The organism is Microvirga puerhi (genome assembly GCF_020089865.1).
In the GTDB taxonomy this organism is placed as follows: Bacteria; Pseudomonadota; Alphaproteobacteria; order Rhizobiales; family Beijerinckiaceae; genus Microvirga; species Microvirga puerhi.
In genome coordinates, this window is the sequence record NZ_JAIRBM010000012.1 from 89,377 (window position 1) to 109,502 (window position 20,126).

Sequence of the window (20,126 nt, forward strand, 5' to 3'; positions counted from 1 at the left end):
AATCGAGCGGGTAGGTGGTGGGGGCGAGCGTCCTTGGACGGGACGGAGGTCCTCGCTATCCAAGGGCGGCTGGGAGGGACAATGCGTTCAGATGCGCCCGAGGCGTTTCGTCGTCTGCGGGTCGAAGAGGTGGACATTCGCGGGATCGATCGACAGCGCCAGATGACTTGCATCGGCGGGAATCTGGCCGGTGGAGGCCTGCACGACGAAAGCGGCTCCGGCCACTTTGCCATGGAAGAGCTGCGTGGCGCCGAGCTCCTCGACAAAGTCGACATCCATCGTGAGTGTGCTGGCGCCGGCAGTGCCGGCCTGTACGTCTTCTGGGCGCAAGCCAACCTCAATGGCCGAACCGGGCGTCAGGCCATCCTTCATGTCCGTGACGGTGATCATTTGGTCGCCGATCGAAACGCGGCCGGGCCCTTCGACCTTTCCGGGCAGGATATTCATCGGGGGAGAACCGATGAAGGTCGCGACGAAGCGGGTCTCAGGGCGGCGATAGACTTCTGCCGGCGTGCCGACCTGTTCGATCTGGCCGCCGCTCATCACCACGAGCTTGTCGGAAAGCGTCATCGCTTCGACCTGATCGTGCGTCACATAGATCGACGTGACGCCCAGGGCCCGCTGCAGACGCTTGATCTCGACGCGCATCTGTACACGCAGCTTGGCATCGAGGTTAGAGAGCGGCTCGTCGAACAGGAAGACCTGCGGCTTGCGCACGATGGCCCGGCCCATGGCGACGCGCTGCCGCTGACCACCCGAGAGCTGGCGCGGCTTGCGATCGAGGAAGGGTTCGATGGCGAGAATCCGCGCCGCTTCCTTAACGCGCTTCTCGATCTCCGGCTTCGGTGTCCCACGATTCTTCAGGCCATATGCCATGTTGTCGTAGACGCTCATATGCGGATAGAGCGCGTAGTTCTGAAACACCATGGCGATGTCGCGGTCCGAAGGCTCGACTTCGTTGACGACGCGGTTGCCGATCTTGACGGCACCGCCGGAAATCGTCTCGAGGCCGGCGATCATGCGCAGCAGCGTCGACTTACCGCAGCCGGAAGGACCAACGAGCACGCAGAACGAGCCGTCATCGATACCGAGCGACACGCCCTTTACGGCCTCTACATTGCCCGCATAGACCTTCTTCACCGTGTCGAGCGTTACGCCTGCCATCGTCTCAATCCTTCCATTCGGCCAGTGCAATACGACGTGGCACGAGGTGTCATTCCGTTACAATTTTTGAGCCTCTCCGGAACCGGAGAGGCCGCGCCCAAACGGCGCATTACTTTTCCGTTTCGACCAAGCCCTTCACGAACAGGCGCTGCATGAACACCACCACGAGAACCGGTGGCAGCATGGCCAGCACGGCTGTCGTCATCGCGATCTGCCATTCGGTCAGGGCATCCTGGGTCGTGATCATCTTCTTGATGCCGATTACGATGGTCTGCATCGAGCTCTTCGTCGTGATCAGCAGCGGCCAGAGATACTGGTTCCAGCCATAGATGAACTGAATCACGAACAGAGCGGCAATCGTCGTAATCGACAGGGGGATGAGTGTGTCCTTGAAGAAACGAAACGGCCCGGCGCCGTCGATCTTTGAGGCCTCCAGCAGCTCGTCCGGAATCGTCATGAAGAATTGGCGGAACAGCAGTGTACCGGTCGCGGACGCAATCAGCGGCAGGATCAGGCCGGTGTATGTATCGAGGAGGCCGAGATCGGCCACGATCTTATACGTCGGATAGATGCGCACTTCCACCGGCAGCATGAGGGTGATGAAGATCACCCAGAAGGCCGTCTTGCGGAACGGGAAGCGGAAATACACGACTGCATAGGCGGACAGGACCGAGATGAAGATCTTTCCTACCGCGATGCCCATGGCCATGATGAACGAGTTCATCATCATCAGGCCGACCGGCTCGCGCGATGTGCGGGAAGCGCCGACGAACAAAGTCCGCGAATAGTTGATCGCGGCCTGATCGCCCGGGACGAGGGGCATATTGCCGTTGATGATCGTCGCCGCGTCGAACGTCGAGGCGAGGATCGCCAGATAGACCGGGAAGGCCACGATGACGACACCCACGGCCAATACGAGATAGGCTAGGATGTTTCTATAGCGTCTGTTCTCGACCATCAGTACTGCACCCTACGCTCGACATAACGGAATTGGATGGCCGTCAGCGCGATGACGATGATCATGAGGATGACCGACTGCGCCGCGGAGCCGCCAAGATCGCCACCCAGACGTCCGTCCGCATAGACCTTGTAGACGAGAGTTGTCGTCCGACCGGCGGGGCCACCACCCGTCACCGCATCGATGATGCCGAACGTGTCAAAGAACACGTACACGATGTTGACGACGATGAGGAAGAATGTCGTCGGCGACAGAAGCGGGAAGATGATGGTCCAGAAGCGCCGGAGCGGGCCGGAACCGTCGATGGCGGCCGCCTCGATGACGCTCTTCGGAATGGCCTGCAACCCTGCCAGGAAGAACAAGAAGTTATAGCTGATCTGCTTCCAGGTTGCGGAGAGCACGAGCAGGATCATGGCATGCGTGGCATTGAGCATCGGGTTCCAGTCGATTCCCAGCGCCTTGATGGGATGCGACAGGGTTCCGAGCGTCGGATGGAACATGAAGATCCACAGAACGCCCGCGATGACCGGAGCAACGGCATAGGGCCAGATCAGAAGGGTCTTGAGACCTTCGCCGCCGCGCAGTTGCTTGTCGGCTTGCGTTGCCAGCAACAGGGAGCATGCCAGGGACAAGATGGCGACGGAGGATGAGAAAATCACCGTCGTCATCATCGCCCGATAATACTCAGGTTGCGCGAAGAGGTGACGATAGTTCTCGAAGCCTACGAACTCGCTCGACAGACCAAAGGCGTCCTCGAGCAGGAAGGACTGCCATACCGCCTGGCTGGCGGGTAGATAAAAGAATATCACCGTGATCGCGAGCTGCGGGAGGAGCAGCGCATAAGGCAGTATCTTGTTGGAGAAGAAGGCTCGTTTTTCCATTGCGCTTCGAGATCCGGTGCGGCGACATGGGGGCGCCCCCATGTCGCGGACGCGCTTCATAAGATCATCCCGGGAAACCGGCAGGCCTCCCGGGATGAGTGAATTCTAGGCAGGTAACTTAGCGGCTGACGGTCCGCTCGAACTGGCGCAGGAGCTGGTTGCCGCGAGACACAGCAGCGTCCAGGGCATCCTTAGCGGACTTCTGGCCCGCCAGCGCCGCTTCGATTTCCTCGGACCAGACATCGCGCATCTGGACCATGTTGCCGAGGCGCAGACCGCGGGAATTCTCGGTCGGCTCCTTGTTGGTCAGCTCGATCAGGGGCGTCTGCAGAACCGGGTTCTTCTCGTAGAAGCCGGAGGCCTTGGTCTTCTCATAGGCGGCCTTCGTGATCGGGAGATAGCCCGATTCCTGGTGCAGCTTGGCCTGACGGTCGGTGTCGGACAGGAAGGCGAGGAACTTGGCAACGCCCTTGTACTCTTCAGGGGTCTTGCCGCCCATTACCCAAAGCGAAGCGCCGCCGATGATGGAGTTCTGCGGAGCGCCCTGCACATCCGGATAGTACGGCATCGGCACGGACGTGAAGTCGAACTTCGCGTTAGCCTTCACGTTGCCGTAGAAGCCCGAGGAGGTGAGCATGATGGCGCATTCGCCCGAGGTGAAGCGGCCCTCGGAGCGGCTGTCACGGCCGGAATAGTCGTAGGTCTTGTCCTTCTGGAGCTCGACCAGCTTCTCGAGATGCTTCACGTGGAGCGGCGAGTTGAACTTCAGCTCGGTGTCGAAGCCGTCCAGGCCGTTGGCCTTTGTCGACAGCGGGACGTTGTGCCAAGCGGAGAACTGCTCGATCATGGCCCAGGTCGTCCATGCGGAGGTGAAGCCGCAGGTGCTGTGGCCGGCGGCCTTCAGCTTCTTGCCCGCCTCGAACACGTCCGGCCAGGTCTTCGGAATTTCGGTGACGCCGGCCTTCTTCAGCTCATCCTTGTTGATCCACATGACCATCGAGGACGAGTTGAACGGGAACGAGAGCATCTCGCCCTTTGCGGTCGAATAATAACCCGTGATGGTCGGCAGATAGGCCTGCGGGTCGAACTTCTCGCCCGCATCGGCCATCAGCTGGTAGACCGGCTTGATGGCGCCCTTCGCGCCCATCATGGTCGCGGTACCGACTTCGAAGACCTGCAGGATGTGGGGAGCATTGCCAGCGCGGAAGGCGGCGATGCCGGCATTCATCGTGTCGGCATACTGTCCCTTGTAGCTGACGACGACCTTGTAGTCCTTCTGCGAATTGTTGAATTCCTCGGCGAGGCGGTTCACCACGTCGTTGTTGGCGCCCGTCATGGCATGCCACCACTGGATCTCCGTCTGCGCGAAGGCCGAGGTGCTCGTCGCAAGGCCAAGGGCCAGCGCGGCGAGGAACGATTTATGCTTCATCACTGATCTCTCCCATATCATCCCGTCGGGGGATATTCTTGTCGTTCATCACCCCGACGCGAAGGTGGGATGACGGCTTTATGACAAAAACATGACAAGCATAGCCGGCTCCAAAATGGAAGCCCTTTCTTTTGTCAGGCTTAATGATGGAATCGGGAACAGCCGGACAGGGTATTCGTTGGAAAAACTCTCTCCCTACGGAACCTGTTTTCATGCCTCATCTGGTCGCAGCCCTGTTCAAAGATGCTGGCCAAGCGGACAAAGCTCTGCAAGCGGTCCTGGAACTGGGCATCCTGCCCTCCCGGATCGCCATCGCCGGGCGCCGTGAAGGCCGGGAGATCTCCTCCATCTCAGGATTCCGCACCCTCTCGATCGAGGAGGACATCGCAGAAGAGCTCAGGCGCCTTTCTCTTCCGCCTGAGGAGCTTCACGCCTTCGCGAGCAGCATTCGGAAAGGCCACACCCTCGTGGCCGTACAGGTCAGTGACGCCGAGTACAAAGAAGTCATTCGTGTCCTGCAGATGTTCGCGCCTGTCGACCTTGAAGAAGCCGGCGGTAAGAGTGCCTCGGGAAGCGCCCCTGAGGGCACAGCCCCTCTCGCAGCGGGCGTAACTGGCGGCGTGGGCGAGGGACTGACCAATACCGCCTCTCTGCCAGGTATGGGGGAGCTGGCGGGCGGAGATGACCTGGGCACGGCAGATCTCCGGACGAGTAATCCCCGTGGGGGCAGTACGCTTCCTACCGGTCGATCGGCGGAGGCCCGAGAAACGCGGCCGGGCATCGGCGCGTTGCGCCGGGATCTGAGCCAGTCCGGGCCAGTCCGGTCCTACCGGAGCAGCTGAGCCATCAGATCACGTTCCGCTCCAGAAGCGGACGATTCGCAAGGACCCGCTCATAGCCGAGTTCGGATAGATCGAGCGTCCTATAGCCGCCATGAACGATCAGTTCCGCGAGACCTCTACCGATCGCCGGGGACTGCTGCAGACCATGTCCAGAAAAGCCGTTGCAGAGATAGAAATTCTCCATCTCTCCAGCCTGCCCGACGATCGCATTGTGATCGAGAAGCGACATGTCGTAGGGGCCGGACCAGGCGCGGCCGGGCTTGATCGCCTCGAAGGCCGGGACGCGGTGGGCAATCGCGGGCCAGATGAACTCCTCGAAGAACGAGAAATCGATCTCCTGGGAAGATGGATCCTCATCGTGCCAGTCGGGATCGAGGTCCGCCTCCGGCGACGCGCCGCAAATGAAACCTTCCCCTTCAGGGCGAACATAGGCACCCGACGTATCGATCATGAGGGGGCAGTTCTCCACCTTGTCGCGGCAGGTAAAAGTGAAGACATAGCGGCGCTTTGCCTGAACCGGGATCTCCAGCCCGGCCAATGCAGCCAGGGCCCTACCTCCAGAACCCGCGCAGTTGATGAGGTTTCCACAGGCAATTCGAGTGCCGTCGGTCAGGCGAACGGCAACGATCCGTTGCCCCTGCCGCTCCACTTCCGCGACCTCACCCTTGACGTACTCCGCCCCGAGAGAACGCGCCTTCTTCCGGAAAGCCTGAAGCAGCCCCCAGCCGTCGAACCAACCCTCGCCCGTTCGACCCCAGGTTCCCGCCGCGAGATCCTCCACGTTGAGCCAAGGGAAGCGCACGCTCAGGGCTGCCGGATCCATCAGCAGGATATCCGCTCCCTCAGCAATCTGCAGGGCGTGATTCTCCTTCAGAATGGAGGCGCCCGCGTCCGTGGCGCAATAAAGGTAGCCGCCCTCCTTCAGGTCGATTTCCGGCCGCTCGCCATCCACCGCGAGACGCTCGCCGATGTTGCGCAGGAATTTGATCCCATAAAGGGAGATGCGGATGTTCACCGCGCTCGAATATTGCTGGCGGATGGAGGCCGCCGATAGGGCCGAAGCAGATAGCCGATACGTCGGATCCTTCTCGACGACGACGACACGCCCCTTGAAACCGGGATCGGACAGAAGGTGAAAGGCTGTGGAGGAGCCCATGACAGCGCCTCCAACGATCACGACATCGGCAGAATTTTCGGCGGTGGAGGTCATCGTTCGAATTTCGTTGAAAGAATGATGGAAGATTGGGTGCGCTCGACTCCCTCGATCGCACCGATCCTGTCAATAGCGGTATCGAGCGACGGAACGTCCTCCGCCTCTACCACCGCCAGGAGATCGAAGACACCGGCGACGGAGTGCAGAGCGCGCAATTCCTCCATGCGCTGCAAGGCAGCGACGACGCCGGCCGATGCTTTCGGCGCGACCACGATGGTGACATGGGCCCGCACCATGCGGCGGCTCACCTCCTCTGCCAGCCGCACCGTATAGCCGACGATGATGCCCCGCCGTTCGAGGCTCTCCACGCGTGCCTGGACCGTAGTCCGCGACAGATTGAGACGTCTCGCCACCTCGGCGTGACCCATGCGGGCATTCTCGCGCAGGAGGACAATCAAGGCACGATCCGTGGGATCAAGCATCATTCTGACCAATCGATACGTCGTTTTGCCGAAAACTAGTCGGCTTTCCGTCGGCTTGTCTATGGCATTCTGCAACCATATGCCGTTTTCTGCCTCGTGAAATTCTAGGAGGTCAGGCATGCATTCCATTCTCGTCATCGGCGCCGGCAAGATCGGTTCCACCATTGCCGATATGCTTCATGAAACGGGCGATTATGCCGTCACGGTTGTGGATGCTTCGGCGCAGGCTCTCGCGACGGTGGCCAGAGACGGAATCAAGACCGTCCAGCTTGACTTCAACGATGCGGTCGCGCTGCAGACGGCTCTGAAAGGACATTATGCCGTCCTCAGCGCTGCCCCCTATCACCTTACCGGTCATGTGGCTCAGGCCGCGCGGCTCGCCGGCGTCAACTATTTCGATCTGACCGAGGACGTGGCCACGACGCGGATGGTGAAGGAACTGGCGGAGGGCGCGACGACGGCTTTCATTCCGCAGTGCGGACTTGCCCCCGGCTTCATCTCCATCGTCGCCCACGACATTGCCAGCCGCTTTGACAAGCTCGACACGGTCCGTCTCCGGGTCGGAGCCTTGCCGCAATATCCGTCGAACGCCCTCTCCTACAACCTGACCTGGAGCACGGACGGCGTCATCAACGAATATATCGAGCGCTGCGAAGCCGTTGTCGATGGCAAGCTCCGGGAGGTCCCGGCCATGGAGGAGCTGGAGGAATTCTCCCTCGACGGCACGCGCTATGAGGCCTTCAACACGTCCGGTGGCCTCGGCACTCTCTGCGAGACCTTGGAGGGTAAGGTCCGGGCGCTCAACTACAAGACGATCCGCTATCCGGGCCACTGCGCCCTGATGCGGGTTCTCCTCAACGACCTCCAGCTGCGCAATCGCCGAGAGGTCCTGAAGGACATTCTCGAACAGGCGGTTCCTTCCACGATGCAGGACATGGTGATCGTGTTCGTGACCGTGACCGGAGAGCGCAATGGTCGCCACGTCCAGGAAACTTATGCGCGCAGCCTCTACGGCCAGACGATTGCCGGCAAGACGCGCACGGCCATTCAGGTGACCACGGCGGCCGGGATCTGCGCCATGCTGGACCTTCTGGTGGCCGGCAAGATCGAGAAGAAGGGCTTCCGCCGACAGGAGGAAATCGATCTCGATACCTTCCTGGCCAACCGCTTCGGCAAAGTCTATGCGGGCGAGCGCTTCGACGAGAAGGCACGCCTCGCCGTTGCCTAAAGTTGTCTTACTGCGCCGCAGTTTTGACGACGAACCGGATCCAATTCCTCGAAAACGGCTCCGGCAGATCGCTTCACAAGACTGGGATCATGCCTGGAGTCTTTCCGAAATGGCATGATCTTATTCGGGAAAAGCGGTTCTCGCTTTTCCCGATCATGCTTTAAAGACGGTGGCACATATGCCGCCGGTTTGTTCAAGGACAAGCGGAGGTGGTGAGCTCAGCCGAGCCCGAGCACCCGTTTCATGGGAGATTGAAGATGTCCGCCCGCGACCAAGCTGCCCTTAAGGCCGTCCACGCCGCTCCAACCAGCGTTGCTGAGGAAGCGCGTTCTATCCTCACCCGCCTCGGCGTCCCCGCCAGCGTCTTCGCACCCTCGGGCCGCCCGGCCCTCTCGCCGATCTCAGGCGAGACGATCGTTCACGTCCGCGAGACCACTCCGGACGAGGCAAAAGCCGCCATTGCCCGCGCCGATGCAGCCTTCAAGGCCTGGCGCAAGATTCCCGCTCCGAAGCGGGGTGAGTTCGTGCGCCTGATCGGCGAAGAGCTGCGGGCTGCAAAGAACGATCTCGGCCGTCTCGTGACGCTCGAAGCCGGGAAGGTCACATCCGAAGGCCTCGGCGAGGTCCAGGAGATGATCGACATCTGCGATTTCGCCGTCGGTCTCTCGCGTCAGCTCTACGGCCTGACCATCGCAACCGAGCGTGCCGACCATCGCATGATGGAAACCTGGCATCCGCTTGGCGTCTGCGGCGTCATTTCCGCCTTCAACTTCCCGGTCGCAGTGTGGTCGTGGAACGCGGCGCTCGCTTTCGTCTGCGGCGATTCCGTCGTGTGGAAGCCGTCAGAAAAGTCGCTCCTGACGGCGCTCGCCACCCAGGCCATCGTCGAGCGCGCCGCCAAGCGGTTCGGCGGCGTGCCGGAAGGCCTCTCGGAAGTCCTCCTCGGCGGTCGTGAGATCGGGGAGATCCTCGTCGACGACCACCGCGTTCCGGTGCTGTCCGCCACGGGTTCGACAGCCATGGGCCGTCAGGTCGGCCCCAAGCTCGCCGCCCGCTTTGCCCGCGCCATTCTTGAGCTCGGTGGCAACAACGCTGCCATCGTCGCGCCGAGCGCCGATCTCGATCTCGCCCTGCGCGGCATCGCCTTCGCGGCCATGGGCACGGCAGGGCAGCGCTGCACGACCCTGCGTCGCCTCTTCGTTCACGACAGCGTCTACGACAAGCTCGTGCCGCGTCTGAAGAAGGTCTATTCTGGCGTAAAGATCGGTGATCCGCGCGCCGAGGGCGTCCTCGTCGGCCCGCTGATCGACAAGGCGGCCTTCGACGGCATGGAGCGCGCGCTCGACGAGGCCCGCGCCGCCGGCGGCACCGTTCATGGCGGCGGCCGTTTCACGGAAGGCGAATGCGCCAATGGCTTCTATGCCAAGCCCGCATTGGTGGAAATGCCCGAGCAGAAGGGTCCTGTGCTGCGGGAGACCTTCGCGCCGATCCTCTACGTGATGCGCTATACGGATTTCGACGCCGTGCTCGAGCAGCACAATGCGGTCGGCGCCGGCCTGTCGTCGTCCATCTTCACCCTCGACATGCGCGAGGCCGAGACCTTCATCTCCGCCGCGGGCTCCGATTGCGGTATCGCCAACGTCAACATTGGCCCTTCAGGTGCCGAGATCGGCGGCGCGTTCGGTGGCGAGAAAGAGACGGGCGGCGGCCGCGAGGCCGGTTCGGATGCCTGGAAGGCCTATATGCGCCGAGCCACCAACACCATCAATTACGGCAAGACCCTTCCGCTCGCCCAGGGCGTGAAGTTCGACGTCGACGCTTAAAGTCACATCACATCCCGATGCGGAGGGCGGCATGCCGCCCTCCGTCTCTTTCCTGTCTTTTCCCTTTCATCGCGAGCCTCCCATGACAGCGCCCTCCCGCACCGGCGGTCAGATCCTTGTCGATCAGCTTCTCGTTCACGGAGTCGATCACATCTTCTGCGTTCCGGGGGAGAGCTATCTGGCGGCGCTCGACGCCTTGCACGATGCCGACATCAAGGTCACGGTCTGCCGCCAGGAGGGCGGCGCGGCGATGATGGCGGAGGCGCATGGCAAGCTGACCGGACGTCCCGGCATCTGCTTCGTGACCCGTGGTCCCGGTGCCACCAATGCCTCGCCCGGCCTGCACATCGCCAAGCAGGATTCGACGCCGATGATCCTGTTCGTCGGTCAGATTGAGCGCGGCATGCGCGAACGCGAGGCATTCCAGGAACTCGATTACCGCGCCGTCTTCGGCCCTATGGTCAAATGGGCGACCGAGGTGGACGATCCGGCCCGCTTTCCGGAACTCGTCTCCCGCGCCTTCCACATTGCTACCTCCGGGCGGCCCGGCCCCGTCGTCATCGCCCTGCCCGAGGACGTCCTGACCGAGACGGCCATCGTCGCCGACGCGCCGCCCTACAAGGTCATCGAGAGCCATCCCGCCCCCGAGCAGATGGCCGAGCTGCAGGATCTGCTTCACAAGGCCGAGCGCCCCATGGTGCTTCTCGGCGGCAGCCGCTGGTCGAAGGAGGCGGTGGCGGACTTCGCGCGCTTCGCCGGCGATTTCAAGCTGCCGATCGCCTGCACCTTCCGTCGGCAGATGCTGTTTTCGGCCGACCATCCGTCCTATGCGGGCGATCTCGGCCTCGGCGTCAATCCGAAGCTTCTGGAGCGGATCAAGAGCGCGGATCTCGTCCTGCTCGTCGGCGGACGCCTCTCCGAAATTCCGAGCCAGGCCTATACACTGCTGAACATTCCGGCGCCGCGGCAGAAGCTCGTTCATATTCATCCGGATTCGAGCGAGCTCGGCCGCGTCTATAGCCCCCATCTTGCGATCAACGCTTCACCAACCGCTTTTGCGTCTGCCCTCAAGACTCTGAAGGCTCCCGGGACAATCCACTGGGGCGCGGAGACGGAGACTGCCCATGCGAGCTATCTCGCCTGGAGCGATCCATCGAAGATCCACCATCCGGGCCAGTTGCAGATGGGCGAGGTGATGGCGCATCTGCGCAAGATGCTCCCCACCGACACGATCTTCTGCAACGGTGCCGGCAACTTCGCCACCTGGATCCACCGCTTCTGGCCGTTCCGCCATTACGGCACGCAGCTGGCGCCGACCTCCGGCTCCATGGGGTACGGCGTGCCCGCCGCCGTCGGCGCGAAGCGCGTGCAGCCGAACAGTCCGGTGGTGGTGTTCGCCGGCGACGGCGACTTCCTCATGAACGGGCAGGAGTTCGCCACCGCCGTTCAATACGATCTGCCGATTCTCATCATCCTCATCGATAACGGGATGTACGGGACGATCCGCATGCACCAGGAGCGGGAATATCCGGGCCGCGTGTCGGCGACGATGCTGAAGAATCCCGATTTTGCGGCTTACGCCAAGGCCTTCGGCGGCTACGGCGAACGGGTGGAGACGACGGAGGAGTTCGCTCCGGCCCTTGAGCGCGCGCTCACTTCGAGCAAGCCAGCGATCCTCCATTGCATCCTTGATCCGGAAGCGATCACACCCGCCATGTCGCTCTCCGCCATTCGCGAAAAAGCACTGGCCAGCCGCACTTAGGGCCAGCGCCGACGCGCCATTGACGACCTGACGAAACCGTTTCTATAAGAGCACCGGCATTTTGCCTGGAGTTTTTATGCGCAGAGAGACCGAGTCCCGGTAAGGCCCGCCACAGGATTGGCGGGCGACGGCTTTTCCCAAGCCGAACGCGCATACGCGCGCATTCTCTGACACTTCCAAGAACTCTCAGGTTTTCCCGTGAACGTTTCACGCAATGGACAGCGCGTGCTCCACGCGCTCGCTCAGGGCGGCGTCATCCGTCACTACAAGGACGAGAACGGCCGACTCTCCGAAATCGAATGTCTCACTCGCGAAGGATGGCTCCTTTCGCTCTGTACGATGGAGCTGTTCAAGACGCTTCGCAGAAAGGGTTTGATCGCTTCCTCGAACAATGGCCCTTATCGCATCACGCGACAGGGGCTAGCGGCGGTGAGAAGCCGACCAGACAATCGCTGACATACGACCGGCGGGGAGGCTTACGCAGCCTCCCTGTTCGCTCCGAACCGGATATCGCCCGCGGGAACCACCGTAATGGCAGCGGCGCCGGCATCGAAGCCGTCGAGCAAGGCATTGTGGTGGCTCACGATCTGCTCGACGGTGAAGGGATCGGAATCCGCCGTCGTATGAGCATCAGCAACAAGCGTGACGTCATAGCCGAGAGTGACGGCGCGTCGGCATGTCGTGTCGACACAATACTGCGTCATCAGGCCGGCGATCACGAGATGTTCAATCCCATGCTTTGCCAGCACGGATTGAAGATCCGTCTCGTAGAATGAATCGCAAGCGGTCTTGCGAACGACGATGTCCTCGGGAACGCGATGAAGGTCGCGGCAGATCTCCCATCCCGGCGTGCCGGTTTCGAGACGATGTCCTGGAGCGCCGTCATGCTGGATGAAAACGATCGGCGCACCATGGCGTCTCGCCTCGTCGACGAGGCCGGCGATGCGGGCACGCACCTCGTCGAACCGTTGCAGGACGGCCGGACGCTTTGCGCCCAGCACGGCCAGGATGTTCGCCTGCACGTCGATGATGACGAGAGCCTTTGCCATGAGGATCAGGCGGCCTTCGCTTCTTCGAGATGCTTCGCCACGAGGGTGCGCAGGGAACGCAGATCCTTGACGAAGGAGCGGATGCCCTCGGCCAGCTTCTCGGTCGCCATGGCATCCTCGTTGAGGGCGAAGCGGAAGCTCTTCTCGTCGAGACGCTGCACCGGTGCAATCTTGGCGACGTTCTCGGGCGAGAGCTTACGCGGCAGGTTGCCTTCGGCCTTTGCCAACTCATCGAGCAGCGCCGGCGAAATGGTGAGCCGGTCGCATCCGGCAAGCGCCTCGATCTCTCCGATATTGCGGAAGGACGCGCCCATGACGACGGTCTTGATGCCCTGCGCCTTGTAGGATTCGTAAATGCTGCGGACCGAGAGCACGCCCGGATCCGTCTCGCCCGTATAGGGCCCGCCACCGGCCTTCACATGCCAGTCGAGGATGCGGCCGACGAAGGGGGAGATGAGAAATACGCCCGCCTCCGCGCAGGCCTGGGCCTGAACCTGGCTGAAGAGCAGGGTCAGGTTGCAGTCGATCCCTTCTTTCTGGAGAATCTCCGCCGCGCGGATACCCTCCCAGGTCGAGGCGATCTTGATCAGGATGCGGTCGCGGCCGATGCCACGCTCCTCGTAGGCCTTGATGACGGCGCGAGCCTTCGCCACGGTCGCCGCCGTGTCGAAGGAAAGGTCGGCATCGACCTCCGTCGAGACGCGGCCCGGCACGATGCCGGCGAGTTCCGCTCCGAAAGCGACGGCGAGGCGATCGCAGATGGCGGCAATCACACTTTCGCGCGAGCCGCCCTGGCTACGGCCCCAGCGCAGGGCCTCATCCACGATGGATGCATAGGCGGGATTTTCGACCGCCTTGAGGAGGAGCGTCGGGTTGGTGGTGCAATCTTGAGGCTTCAGGCGCCGGACGGCATCGAGATCGCCCGTATCGGCGACCACGACCGTCATGGCGCGCAATTGGTCAAGCTTGGAGGGCATCGAGAACTCCGTGGGTTTTGTTGAAAAAGCCTTAGACCGTCTCCGGGCCTGCGTGAAGCCTTATGCCTTAAGCATCGGACCCAAAAGTGGAATCCACTTTTGGGGTCTATCCGATGCTCTCTCCCTTAAGCTGCGCATCGTTCACGGCGGACCCAGAGGGCCGCGTCAGCGAAAACCGGGGCCACTTTTCCGCACGATGCGCTATGCAAAGAGGCCGCGGTTGGCCTTCACCCGGGCCAGAATGAAGGACTGGACTTCCTCCACCCGGCGCAGATTGCGGACTTCCGCATGAGTGACAAGCCAATAGGTCCGCAAATGAGAGATGCCGGGCAGGATCACGCGCAGTTCGGGGAATTGCCGGATCGCATAATCGTGCAGCACACCAATGCCGGCGCCGGCCCGCACGGCCTCGACCTGCGCGACCACGCTTGCGCATTCGTAGCGGCGTGAGGTGTATTTCTCGAGTCCCGAGAAATAGTCGAGCACAGGGCTGTAGAGCAGGTCCGGCACATAGGTGACGAGGGTCTTGCCTGCGAGATCCGACGGATCCGCAATCGGGCCGTGACGGTCCAGATAGCGCTCCGAGGCATAAAGCCTCAGCCGGTAATTGGTCAGCTTTCGCGAGACGAGGCGACCTTCCGTCGGCTGCTCAAGGGTGATCGCGATATCGGCCTCGCGCTTCGAAAGAGAAAAGATGCGCGGCAGGGCAACGATCTGCAGGGTGAGATCCGGGTGACGCTCGGCCAAAGCGCCGAGCTCTGGAGCCAGGAAATAGGTCCCGAACCCGTCCGGCGCGCCGATGCGGACCGTGCCGGAGAGCGCCAGATCCGACCCGCCGACCTCGCTCGCCACGGCAAGCGCCTGACTCTCCATGCTCTCCGCCTTGGCGAGTAGCCGTTCGCCCTGCTCGGTCAGGGCATAGCCCTGCGGGCTGCGTTCGAAGAGCTTCGCCCTGAGCGCTCCTTCCAAGGCCGCGATGCGGCGGGAAACCGTGGTATGATCCGCTTCCAGTTGGCGGGCCGCGACGGTGAGGCGGCCTGCCCGGGCCACGGCCAAGAAAAAGCGTAAGTCGTCCCAATCGAAAGCGTTCATCCTGCCGGCCCGGTTCGTATTGGCATTTTCGCACAACATAGCTTCGATTTCACCCATAGTCGTGCGATTTTGACAATGATAAACAAGGCCGGAACAAACACCCTTCAGGAGGAAGAGACGCCATGCGCGAGATTGGACATTTCATCGGCGGCAAGCACGTCCCGGGCAAATCCGGCCGTACGGCTGAGGTCTTCCAGCCGATGACCGGCGAGGTCATCGCCAGGGTGGCGCTCGCCTCCAAGGATGAGCTGCGCCAAGCAGTGGAGAACGCCAAGGCCGCACAGCCCGCCTGGGGCGCCACCAACCCGCAGCGCCGCGCCCGCGTCCTGATGAAGTTCCTGGAGCTGATCGCCAAGGAGACCGACTCCCTCGCCGAACTGCTCGCTCGCGAGCACGGCAAGACGATCTCCGACGCCAAGGGCGACATCCAGCGTGGCGTCGAAGTGGCCGAATTCTGCGTCGGCATCCCGCATCAGATGAAGGGCGAGTACACGGAAGGCGCCGGCCCCGGCATCGACATGTACTCGATCCGTCAGCCGCTCGGCGTCGTGGCCGGCATCACGCCGTTCAACTTCCCGGCGATGATCCCGCTCTGGAAACTCGCGCCTGCCATTGCCTGCGGCAACGCCTTCATCCTCAAGCCGTCCGAGCGCGATCCGGGCGTCCCGATGCGCCTCGCCGAACTGATGATCGAAGCGGGCCTGCCCGCCGGTATCCTCAATGTCGTCAATGGCGACAAGGAGTCGGTCGACGGCATTCTCGACGATCCGGACATCAAGGCGGTCGGCTTCGTCGGCTCCTCGGCCATCGCCGAATACGTCTATGCCCGCGCCGCGGCGAACGGGAAGCGTGCCCAATGCTTCGGCGGCGCGAAGAACCACATGATCATCATGCCCGACGCCAACATGGACCAGGCGGTGGATGCGCTGATCGGCGCTGGCTACGGCTCGGCGGGCGAGCGCTGCATGGCGGTCTCCGTCGCGGTTCCGGTCGGCAAGGCGACCGCCGACGCACTCATGGACAAGCTGATCCCGCGGGTGGAAAGCCTGAGAGTCGGCCCCTCAACCGATCCATCTGCCGATTTCGGCCCGCTGGTCACGAAAGCTCATCTCGACAAGGTCCGTTCCTATGTGGATCTCGGCATCAAGGAAGGTGCGAAGCTCGTGGTCGATGGCCGGAACTTCAAGATGCAGGGCTATGAGAACGGCTTCTACATGGGCGGCTGCCTCTTCGACGACGTGAAGCCTGAGATGCGCATCTACAAGGAAGAGATCTTCGGGCCCGTGCTTTCCGTGGTGCGCGCCAAGAACTACGACGAGGCACTGCGTCTGCCGACCGAGCATGAATACGGCAACGGCGTCGCGATCTATACCCGCGACGGCGATGCCGCCCGCGACTTCGCCGCCAGGGTGAATGTCGGCATGGTCGGCATCAACGTGCCGATCCCGGTGCCGCTGGCCTATTATACCTTCGGTGGCTGGAAGCGCTCCGGTTTCGGCGATCTCAACCAGCACGGCCCGGATGCGATTCGCTTCTACACCAAGACGAAGACGGTGACCTCCCGCTGGCCGTCGGGCACGAAGGAAGGTGCTGAATTCGCCATTCCGACGATGCAGTGAGGCGAATACCGCCCTGGACTTGCAAGGGCTTTGATCCATTATCCCTTATGGCCGGGCTCCACCCGGCCATTATCGCTTGGACACTTTCGTAAGACTCGCCTGGACGTCACCGGAGAGAATGCGAAAAGTGGGGTATCATCCCGGATCATGAACCAGTTTTCTCTCACCGACGACCAAATCGCCGTCCGCGACATGGCCCTGGCCTTCGCAGCGGAGAACCTCGCTCCCCACGCCCTCGAATGGGATGAAAAGAAGCATTTTCCCGTCGACGTGATGCGCGAAGCCGCGGCACTCGGCATGGCGGCGATCTACACCCGCGATGATGTGGGTGGGTCCGGCATGACCCGTCTCGACGCGGCACTGATTTTCGAGGCGCTCGCCACCGGCTGCCCGGCGATCTCGGCCTATCTGTCGATCCACAACATGGCGACCTGGATGATCGACCGGTATGGATCGGAGGAACAGCGCCAGCGCTTCATTCCCCGCCTCGTCACCATGGAGCTGATCGCCAGCTATTGCCTGACCGAACCGGGCTCCGGATCCGATGCAGCGGCGCTCAAGACCAAGGCCGTGCGCGACGGCGACCATTATGTGGTCAACGGCGTCAAGCAGTTCATCTCAGGCGCCGGCGTCTCCGACATCTACGTGACCATGGTCCGCACCGGCGAGGAAGGGCCGTCCGGCATCTCGACGCTCGTGATCGAAAAGGACATGCCCGGCGTCTCCTTCGGAGCCCAGGAAAAGAAGATGGGCTGGAATGCCCAGCCGACCGCCGCCGTGATCTTCGAGGACGTGCGCGTACCGGTGGACAACCGCCTCTCCGATGAAGGCATGGGCTTCAAGATCGCCATGTCGGGCCTTGACGGCGGACGCCTCAACATCGGTGCCTGTTCGCTCGGCGGCGCGCAATCCGCGCTCGACAAAGCGCTCGCCTACGCAAATGATCGCAAGGCCTTCGGCAAGCGCATCGCGGATTTCCAGGCGCTCCAGTTCAAGCTTGCGGACATGGCGACCGATCTCGAAGCGGCACGCACCTTGCTGTGGCGCGCGGCCTCCGCCCTCGACGCCAAAGCGCTCGACGCCACGAAGCTCTGCGCCATGGCGAAACGCATGGCCACCGATGTGGGCTTCCAGGTGGCGAACGATGCGCTGCAGCTCCATGGCGGCTACGGCTATCTTGCCGATTACGGAATCGAGAAGATCGTTCGCGATCTTCGCGTCCATCAGATCCTCGAAGGGACCAACGAGATCATGCGCCTAATCGTAGCGCGGGATCTCGTCGGCCGCGGCAATCGGCCTTGAAGTGAGGCCCGGTCATGCAGGCCTGCAAGAGGATCGCTCCAACGACGTAACCGACATAACAAGGGGGAGGACTCCATTGACCGACATCGCCTTCATTGGACTCGGCAACATGGGTGGCCCCATGGCCGCCAATCTCGTCAAAGCTGGACACGAAGTCGTCGGCTTCGACCTCGTGCCCGCCTCCTGCGATCAAGCGCGTGCGGATGGGATCGCCGTTGCCGGCTCGGCACAGGACAGCGTCCGGGATGCTGCCATCGTCATCACCATGCTGCCGGCGGGCAAGCATGTGCTTTCCGTCTGGTCCGATATTCTGTCGGCTGTGAAGCCCGGCACCCTGGTCATCGATTGTTCGACGATCGACGTGGAGAGTGCCCGCAAGGCCCATGCCATGGCGAAGGAGCATGATCTCGCCTCCCTCGATGCGCCTGTCTCCGGCGGGGTCGGCGGCGCCAAGGGCGCGACACTGACCTTCATGGCCGGCGGCTCAGCGGCAGCGTTTGCGAAGGCCGAGCCGATCCTGTCGCAGATGGGCAAAAAGGTCGTTCATTGCGGCGAGGCAGGTGCCGGACAGGCAGCGAAGATTTGCAACAATATGATCCTCGGCATTTCCATGATCGGCGTGGCCGAGGCCTTTGTTCTGGCAGAGAAGCTTGGACTGTCCCATCAGGCGCTGTTCGACGTCGCCTCGACATCTTCGGGGCAGTGTTGGTCGCTGACCACCTATTGCCCGGTCCCTGGCCCAGTCCCCACCTCGCCGGCCAACAACGATTACAAGCCCGGTTTCGCCGCCGCCCTGATGCTCAAGGATCTGAAGCTCGCCCAGGAGGCGGCGCTCGCGTCAGGGGCAACGACCCCTCTGGGAGCCGAAGCTGCTCAGCTCTATTCACTTTTCAACAATGCAGGGCACGAAGGCGAAGACTTTTCCGGCATCATCAACTTCATTCGTGGCCGGAAAAGTTGATAAAGTCCCGCTTTGGGACGGTATTCCCCTGGCGGTAGGCAGGTACGGCGGCGCCCAACAATCATGACGCATGGGAAACTTCAGATGCGATGAAAGCTTAGGGAGGTGTTGCATCGGCTCTACAGCTTTCGGCTCTCAGGTTGGTTACGGTCAAGCTGAGAAGTTCAACTCCCGATTGTCGACCCAATATGGCCCGCTCGCCCGCCCTCACGGCTGATCCCTCCACCGACGCTGCTGCCTTTCTGCGCCGTGTGGGTTTCGCGCTCCTCCTCTTCGCGATCCCGATTGCGGCCCTCCTCACCCGGCGCGCTGTCGTGGTCCTGGCCCCTCTGGCGGTCGCCCTTCTGGTGCTTGCGACCTTTCTCGACAGCGGCGCGCGGGCGCCGCGCGACAAGCTCATCCGTGTGTTGACATCGTCAGCAGGGCTTGCCGGTATCGTGCTGCTGGCGTGGAGCGCGTTGTCCCTGCTCTGGACCCCATTCGTCCCAGAAGCCTCCGAACGGCTGCTCAATATTGCGGCTATGGCTCTGCTCGGCCTCGCCGGCTATCTGGCGCTTCCAGATCGCATGCGGTCGGCTAATCTCTACATCCTACCGGTCGGGGTCGGTCTCACGGCATTCCTGGGCCTGCTCATTGCATATGAAGGCGACTTCAGCCTGGACCAGGATGGCGGGAGCTTGGAGCGCGGGATGATCGTGCTGGCGCTCCTGGTGTGGCCTGCCGTGACGTGGTTGCATTCTCGGAGTCGTAGCCTGGAGGCTTTGCTTCTGGCCGTTCTCGTCGCCCTGGGAGCGCTTCTGACCGGAGAATCGCTGGCCCTTGAAGGATTGGCCATCGGTGCGGCTGCCTTTGCCTTGACCGCCATCGCCCCCCGTGCCGGACCACGGCTGATCGCCCTGACAATGGCGGGGCTGCTCCTGCTCGCCCCCATTCTGCCCTTTGTCCTCGAACCGGCCGCCGTGATGATTGCGGGGCCGAATTCTCCCCTCGTCGCCAGCCTCGATGTATGGCGTCATGTGGTGACGAGCGAACCGCTTCGCCTCATCACGGGTCACGGACTTGAAACCGCCCTGCGCGGCCGATTCTTCAGTCTGCTATCGGTGGATGCACCCTACACGGTGCTGTTCGAGATCTGGTACGAGCTCGGCCTTGTCGGAGCAGTGGCGGGGGCCGTCCTCCTCTATTCTGTCGTGCGGAAATCCAGCGAGCAGCGTCCGATCCTGGAGCCTGGAATCATAGCTGCCTTCGCAACCGCCTATGCATTCGGATGCCTCGGCATCGGCACGGCGCAGGTCTGGTGGTTCACGGCTCTCGTTGTGGTGGTGCTGATCTTCGTCGCTATCGAGCGCGGGCAATTCCGGACAACCCGCCCGAAGGCCATCCTTCACCGGACTCGCTGACAAA

18 protein-coding genes are annotated in these 20,126 nt (G+C 62.2%); 9 read left to right on the forward strand and 9 right to left on the reverse strand.

The features are described from left to right. Nucleotides 1-87 precede the first annotated feature (87 nt). The 4 genes from K9B37_RS16120 to ugpB form a co-directional block, all read right to left on the reverse strand. Nucleotides 88-1,164, reverse strand: a complete 1,077-nt coding sequence (locus tag K9B37_RS16120; protein WP_224314545.1) for a sn-glycerol-3-phosphate import ATP-binding protein UgpC — start codon at nucleotides 1,162-1,164, stop codon at nucleotides 88-90. Nucleotides 1,165-1,273: 109 nt separating this feature from the next. Continuing rightward, the gene (ugpE, locus tag K9B37_RS16125) at nucleotides 1,274-2,122 is read right to left on the reverse strand and encodes a sn-glycerol-3-phosphate ABC transporter permease UgpE (protein ID WP_224314547.1); all 849 of its coding nucleotides are present in this window, start codon (nucleotides 2,120-2,122) and stop codon (nucleotides 1,274-1,276) included. Further along, nucleotides 2,122-3,003: a sn-glycerol-3-phosphate ABC transporter permease UgpA gene (gene ugpA / locus K9B37_RS16130; RefSeq protein ID WP_224314549.1), complete on the reverse strand. Its 882-nt coding sequence runs from the start codon at nucleotides 3,001-3,003 to the stop codon at nucleotides 2,122-2,124. The genes ugpE and ugpA overlap by 1 nt, the downstream gene beginning before the upstream one ends. Nucleotides 3,004-3,121: 118 nt before the next feature. Beyond that, on the reverse strand, nucleotides 3,122-4,432 hold the full coding sequence (gene ugpB / locus K9B37_RS16135) for a sn-glycerol-3-phosphate ABC transporter substrate-binding protein UgpB (protein ID WP_224314551.1): 1,311 nt from the start codon (nucleotides 4,430-4,432) through the stop codon (nucleotides 3,122-3,124). A 212-nt stretch (nucleotides 4,433-4,644) separates the two neighbouring features. Here ugpB and K9B37_RS16140 point away from each other — a divergent pair, with 212 nt between their 5' ends. Then, complete coding sequence (locus tag K9B37_RS16140; protein WP_224314553.1) at nucleotides 4,645-5,274, forward strand: hypothetical protein; 630 nt, start codon at nucleotides 4,645-4,647, stop codon at nucleotides 5,272-5,274. A gap of 4 nt (nucleotides 5,275-5,278) precedes the next feature. Here the strand turns inward: K9B37_RS16140 and K9B37_RS16145 are convergent, their stop codons facing one another. Then, entirely contained in the window at nucleotides 5,279-6,484 is a 1,206-nt protein-coding gene (locus K9B37_RS16145; RefSeq protein ID WP_224314555.1) for an NAD(P)/FAD-dependent oxidoreductase, read from the reverse strand. Continuing rightward, nucleotides 6,481-6,909, reverse strand: a complete 429-nt coding sequence (locus K9B37_RS16150) for an Lrp/AsnC family transcriptional regulator (protein WP_224314613.1) — start codon at nucleotides 6,907-6,909, stop codon at nucleotides 6,481-6,483. Before K9B37_RS16150 ends, K9B37_RS16145 begins: the two co-directional genes overlap by 4 nt. A 118-nt stretch (nucleotides 6,910-7,027) precedes the next feature. On the opposite strand from K9B37_RS16150, the gene K9B37_RS16155 reads away from it, so the two are divergent. The 4 genes from K9B37_RS16155 to K9B37_RS16170 all read left to right on the forward strand — a co-directional run bounded on the left by K9B37_RS16155 (nucleotide 7,028) and on the right by K9B37_RS16170 (nucleotide 12,178). Next, nucleotides 7,028-8,137, forward strand: a complete 1,110-nt coding sequence (locus K9B37_RS16155; protein ID WP_224314557.1) for a saccharopine dehydrogenase family protein — start codon at nucleotides 7,028-7,030, stop codon at nucleotides 8,135-8,137. Between the two features lie 257 nt (nucleotides 8,138-8,394). Next, nucleotides 8,395-9,960: an L-piperidine-6-carboxylate dehydrogenase gene (amaB, locus tag K9B37_RS16160; protein WP_224314559.1), complete on the forward strand. Its 1,566-nt coding sequence runs from the start codon at nucleotides 8,395-8,397 to the stop codon at nucleotides 9,958-9,960. Nucleotides 9,961-10,042: 82 nt separating this feature from the next. Next, nucleotides 10,043-11,722: a thiamine pyrophosphate-binding protein gene (locus K9B37_RS16165; RefSeq protein WP_224314561.1), complete on the forward strand. Its 1,680-nt coding sequence runs from the start codon at nucleotides 10,043-10,045 to the stop codon at nucleotides 11,720-11,722. A 198-nt stretch (nucleotides 11,723-11,920) separates the two neighbouring features. Beyond that, nucleotides 11,921-12,178 (forward strand): YjhX family toxin, encoded by a 258-nt coding sequence (locus K9B37_RS16170; protein ID WP_224314563.1) that lies wholly within the window; start codon nucleotides 11,921-11,923, stop codon nucleotides 12,176-12,178. A gap of 20 nt (nucleotides 12,179-12,198) precedes the next feature. On the opposite strand, the gene K9B37_RS16175 is transcribed toward K9B37_RS16170, so the two are convergent. The 3 genes from K9B37_RS16175 to K9B37_RS16185 all read right to left on the reverse strand — a co-directional run bounded on the left by K9B37_RS16175 (nucleotide 12,199) and on the right by K9B37_RS16185 (nucleotide 14,840). Further along, the gene (locus K9B37_RS16175) at nucleotides 12,199-12,771 is read right to left on the reverse strand and encodes a cysteine hydrolase family protein (RefSeq protein WP_224314565.1); all 573 of its coding nucleotides are present in this window, start codon (nucleotides 12,769-12,771) and stop codon (nucleotides 12,199-12,201) included. Nucleotides 12,772-12,776: 5 nt separating this feature from the next. After that, entirely contained in the window at nucleotides 12,777-13,748 is a 972-nt protein-coding gene (gene tal / locus K9B37_RS16180; protein ID WP_224314567.1) for a transaldolase, read from the reverse strand. Nucleotides 13,749-13,949: 201 nt separating this feature from the next. Then, nucleotides 13,950-14,840, reverse strand: a complete 891-nt coding sequence (locus tag K9B37_RS16185; RefSeq protein ID WP_224314569.1) for a LysR family transcriptional regulator — start codon at nucleotides 14,838-14,840, stop codon at nucleotides 13,950-13,952. Between the two features lie 122 nt (nucleotides 14,841-14,962). Between K9B37_RS16185 and K9B37_RS16190 the strand changes: the two genes are divergently transcribed. From K9B37_RS16190 to K9B37_RS16205, 4 genes are all read left to right on the forward strand, one after another. Continuing rightward, nucleotides 14,963-16,459, forward strand: a complete 1,497-nt coding sequence (locus K9B37_RS16190; RefSeq protein ID WP_224314571.1) for a CoA-acylating methylmalonate-semialdehyde dehydrogenase — start codon at nucleotides 14,963-14,965, stop codon at nucleotides 16,457-16,459. 147 nt (nucleotides 16,460-16,606) lie between these two features. Beyond that, nucleotides 16,607-17,761, forward strand: coding sequence for an isobutyryl-CoA dehydrogenase (locus K9B37_RS16195; protein WP_224314573.1), 1,155 nt, complete (start codon nucleotides 16,607-16,609; stop codon nucleotides 17,759-17,761). A 76-nt stretch (nucleotides 17,762-17,837) separates the two neighbouring features. After that, nucleotides 17,838-18,722, forward strand: coding sequence for a 3-hydroxyisobutyrate dehydrogenase (mmsB, locus tag K9B37_RS16200; RefSeq protein WP_224314575.1), 885 nt, complete (start codon nucleotides 17,838-17,840; stop codon nucleotides 18,720-18,722). Between the two features lie 188 nt (nucleotides 18,723-18,910). Next, the gene (locus K9B37_RS16205) at nucleotides 18,911-20,122 is read left to right on the forward strand and encodes a peptide ABC transporter permease (RefSeq protein ID WP_224314577.1); all 1,212 of its coding nucleotides are present in this window, start codon (nucleotides 18,911-18,913) and stop codon (nucleotides 20,120-20,122) included. Nucleotides 20,123-20,126: the final 4 nt, after the last annotated feature.

What these genes read in the sequence shown, in the direction of transcription:
- K9B37_RS16120 (WP_224314545.1), bottom strand. Translation starts at nt 1,164, where the DNA reads ATGGCAGGCGTAACGCTCGACACGGTGAAGAAGGTCTATGCGGGCAAT.
- ugpE (WP_224314547.1), bottom strand. Translation starts at nt 2,122, where the DNA reads ATGGTCGAGAACAGACGCTATAGAAACATCCTAGCCTATCTCGTATTG.
- ugpA (WP_224314549.1), bottom strand. Translation starts at nt 3,003, where the DNA reads ATGGAAAAACGAGCCTTCTTCTCCAACAAGATACTGCCTTATGCGCTG.
- ugpB (WP_224314551.1), bottom strand. Translation starts at nt 4,432, where the DNA reads ATGAAGCATAAATCGTTCCTCGCCGCGCTGGCCCTTGGCCTTGCGACG.
- K9B37_RS16140 (WP_224314553.1), top strand. Translation starts at nt 4,645, where the DNA reads ATGCCTCATCTGGTCGCAGCCCTGTTCAAAGATGCTGGCCAAGCGGAC.
- K9B37_RS16145 (WP_224314555.1), bottom strand. Translation starts at nt 6,484, where the DNA reads ATGACCTCCACCGCCGAAAATTCTGCCGATGTCGTGATCGTTGGAGGC.
- K9B37_RS16150 (WP_224314613.1), bottom strand. Translation starts at nt 6,909, where the DNA reads ATGCTTGATCCCACGGATCGTGCCTTGATTGTCCTCCTGCGCGAGAAT.
- K9B37_RS16155 (WP_224314557.1), top strand. Translation starts at nt 7,028, where the DNA reads ATGCATTCCATTCTCGTCATCGGCGCCGGCAAGATCGGTTCCACCATT.
- amaB (WP_224314559.1), top strand. Translation starts at nt 8,395, where the DNA reads ATGTCCGCCCGCGACCAAGCTGCCCTTAAGGCCGTCCACGCCGCTCCA.
- K9B37_RS16165 (WP_224314561.1), top strand. Translation starts at nt 10,043, where the DNA reads ATGACAGCGCCCTCCCGCACCGGCGGTCAGATCCTTGTCGATCAGCTT.
- K9B37_RS16175 (WP_224314565.1), bottom strand. Translation starts at nt 12,771, where the DNA reads ATGGCAAAGGCTCTCGTCATCATCGACGTGCAGGCGAACATCCTGGCC.
- tal (WP_224314567.1), bottom strand. Translation starts at nt 13,748, where the DNA reads ATGCCCTCCAAGCTTGACCAATTGCGCGCCATGACGGTCGTGGTCGCC.
- K9B37_RS16185 (WP_224314569.1), bottom strand. Translation starts at nt 14,840, where the DNA reads ATGAACGCTTTCGATTGGGACGACTTACGCTTTTTCTTGGCCGTGGCC.
- K9B37_RS16190 (WP_224314571.1), top strand. Translation starts at nt 14,963, where the DNA reads ATGCGCGAGATTGGACATTTCATCGGCGGCAAGCACGTCCCGGGCAAA.
- K9B37_RS16195 (WP_224314573.1), top strand. Translation starts at nt 16,607, where the DNA reads ATGAACCAGTTTTCTCTCACCGACGACCAAATCGCCGTCCGCGACATG.
- K9B37_RS16205 (WP_224314577.1), top strand. Translation starts at nt 18,911, where the DNA reads ATGGCCCGCTCGCCCGCCCTCACGGCTGATCCCTCCACCGACGCTGCT.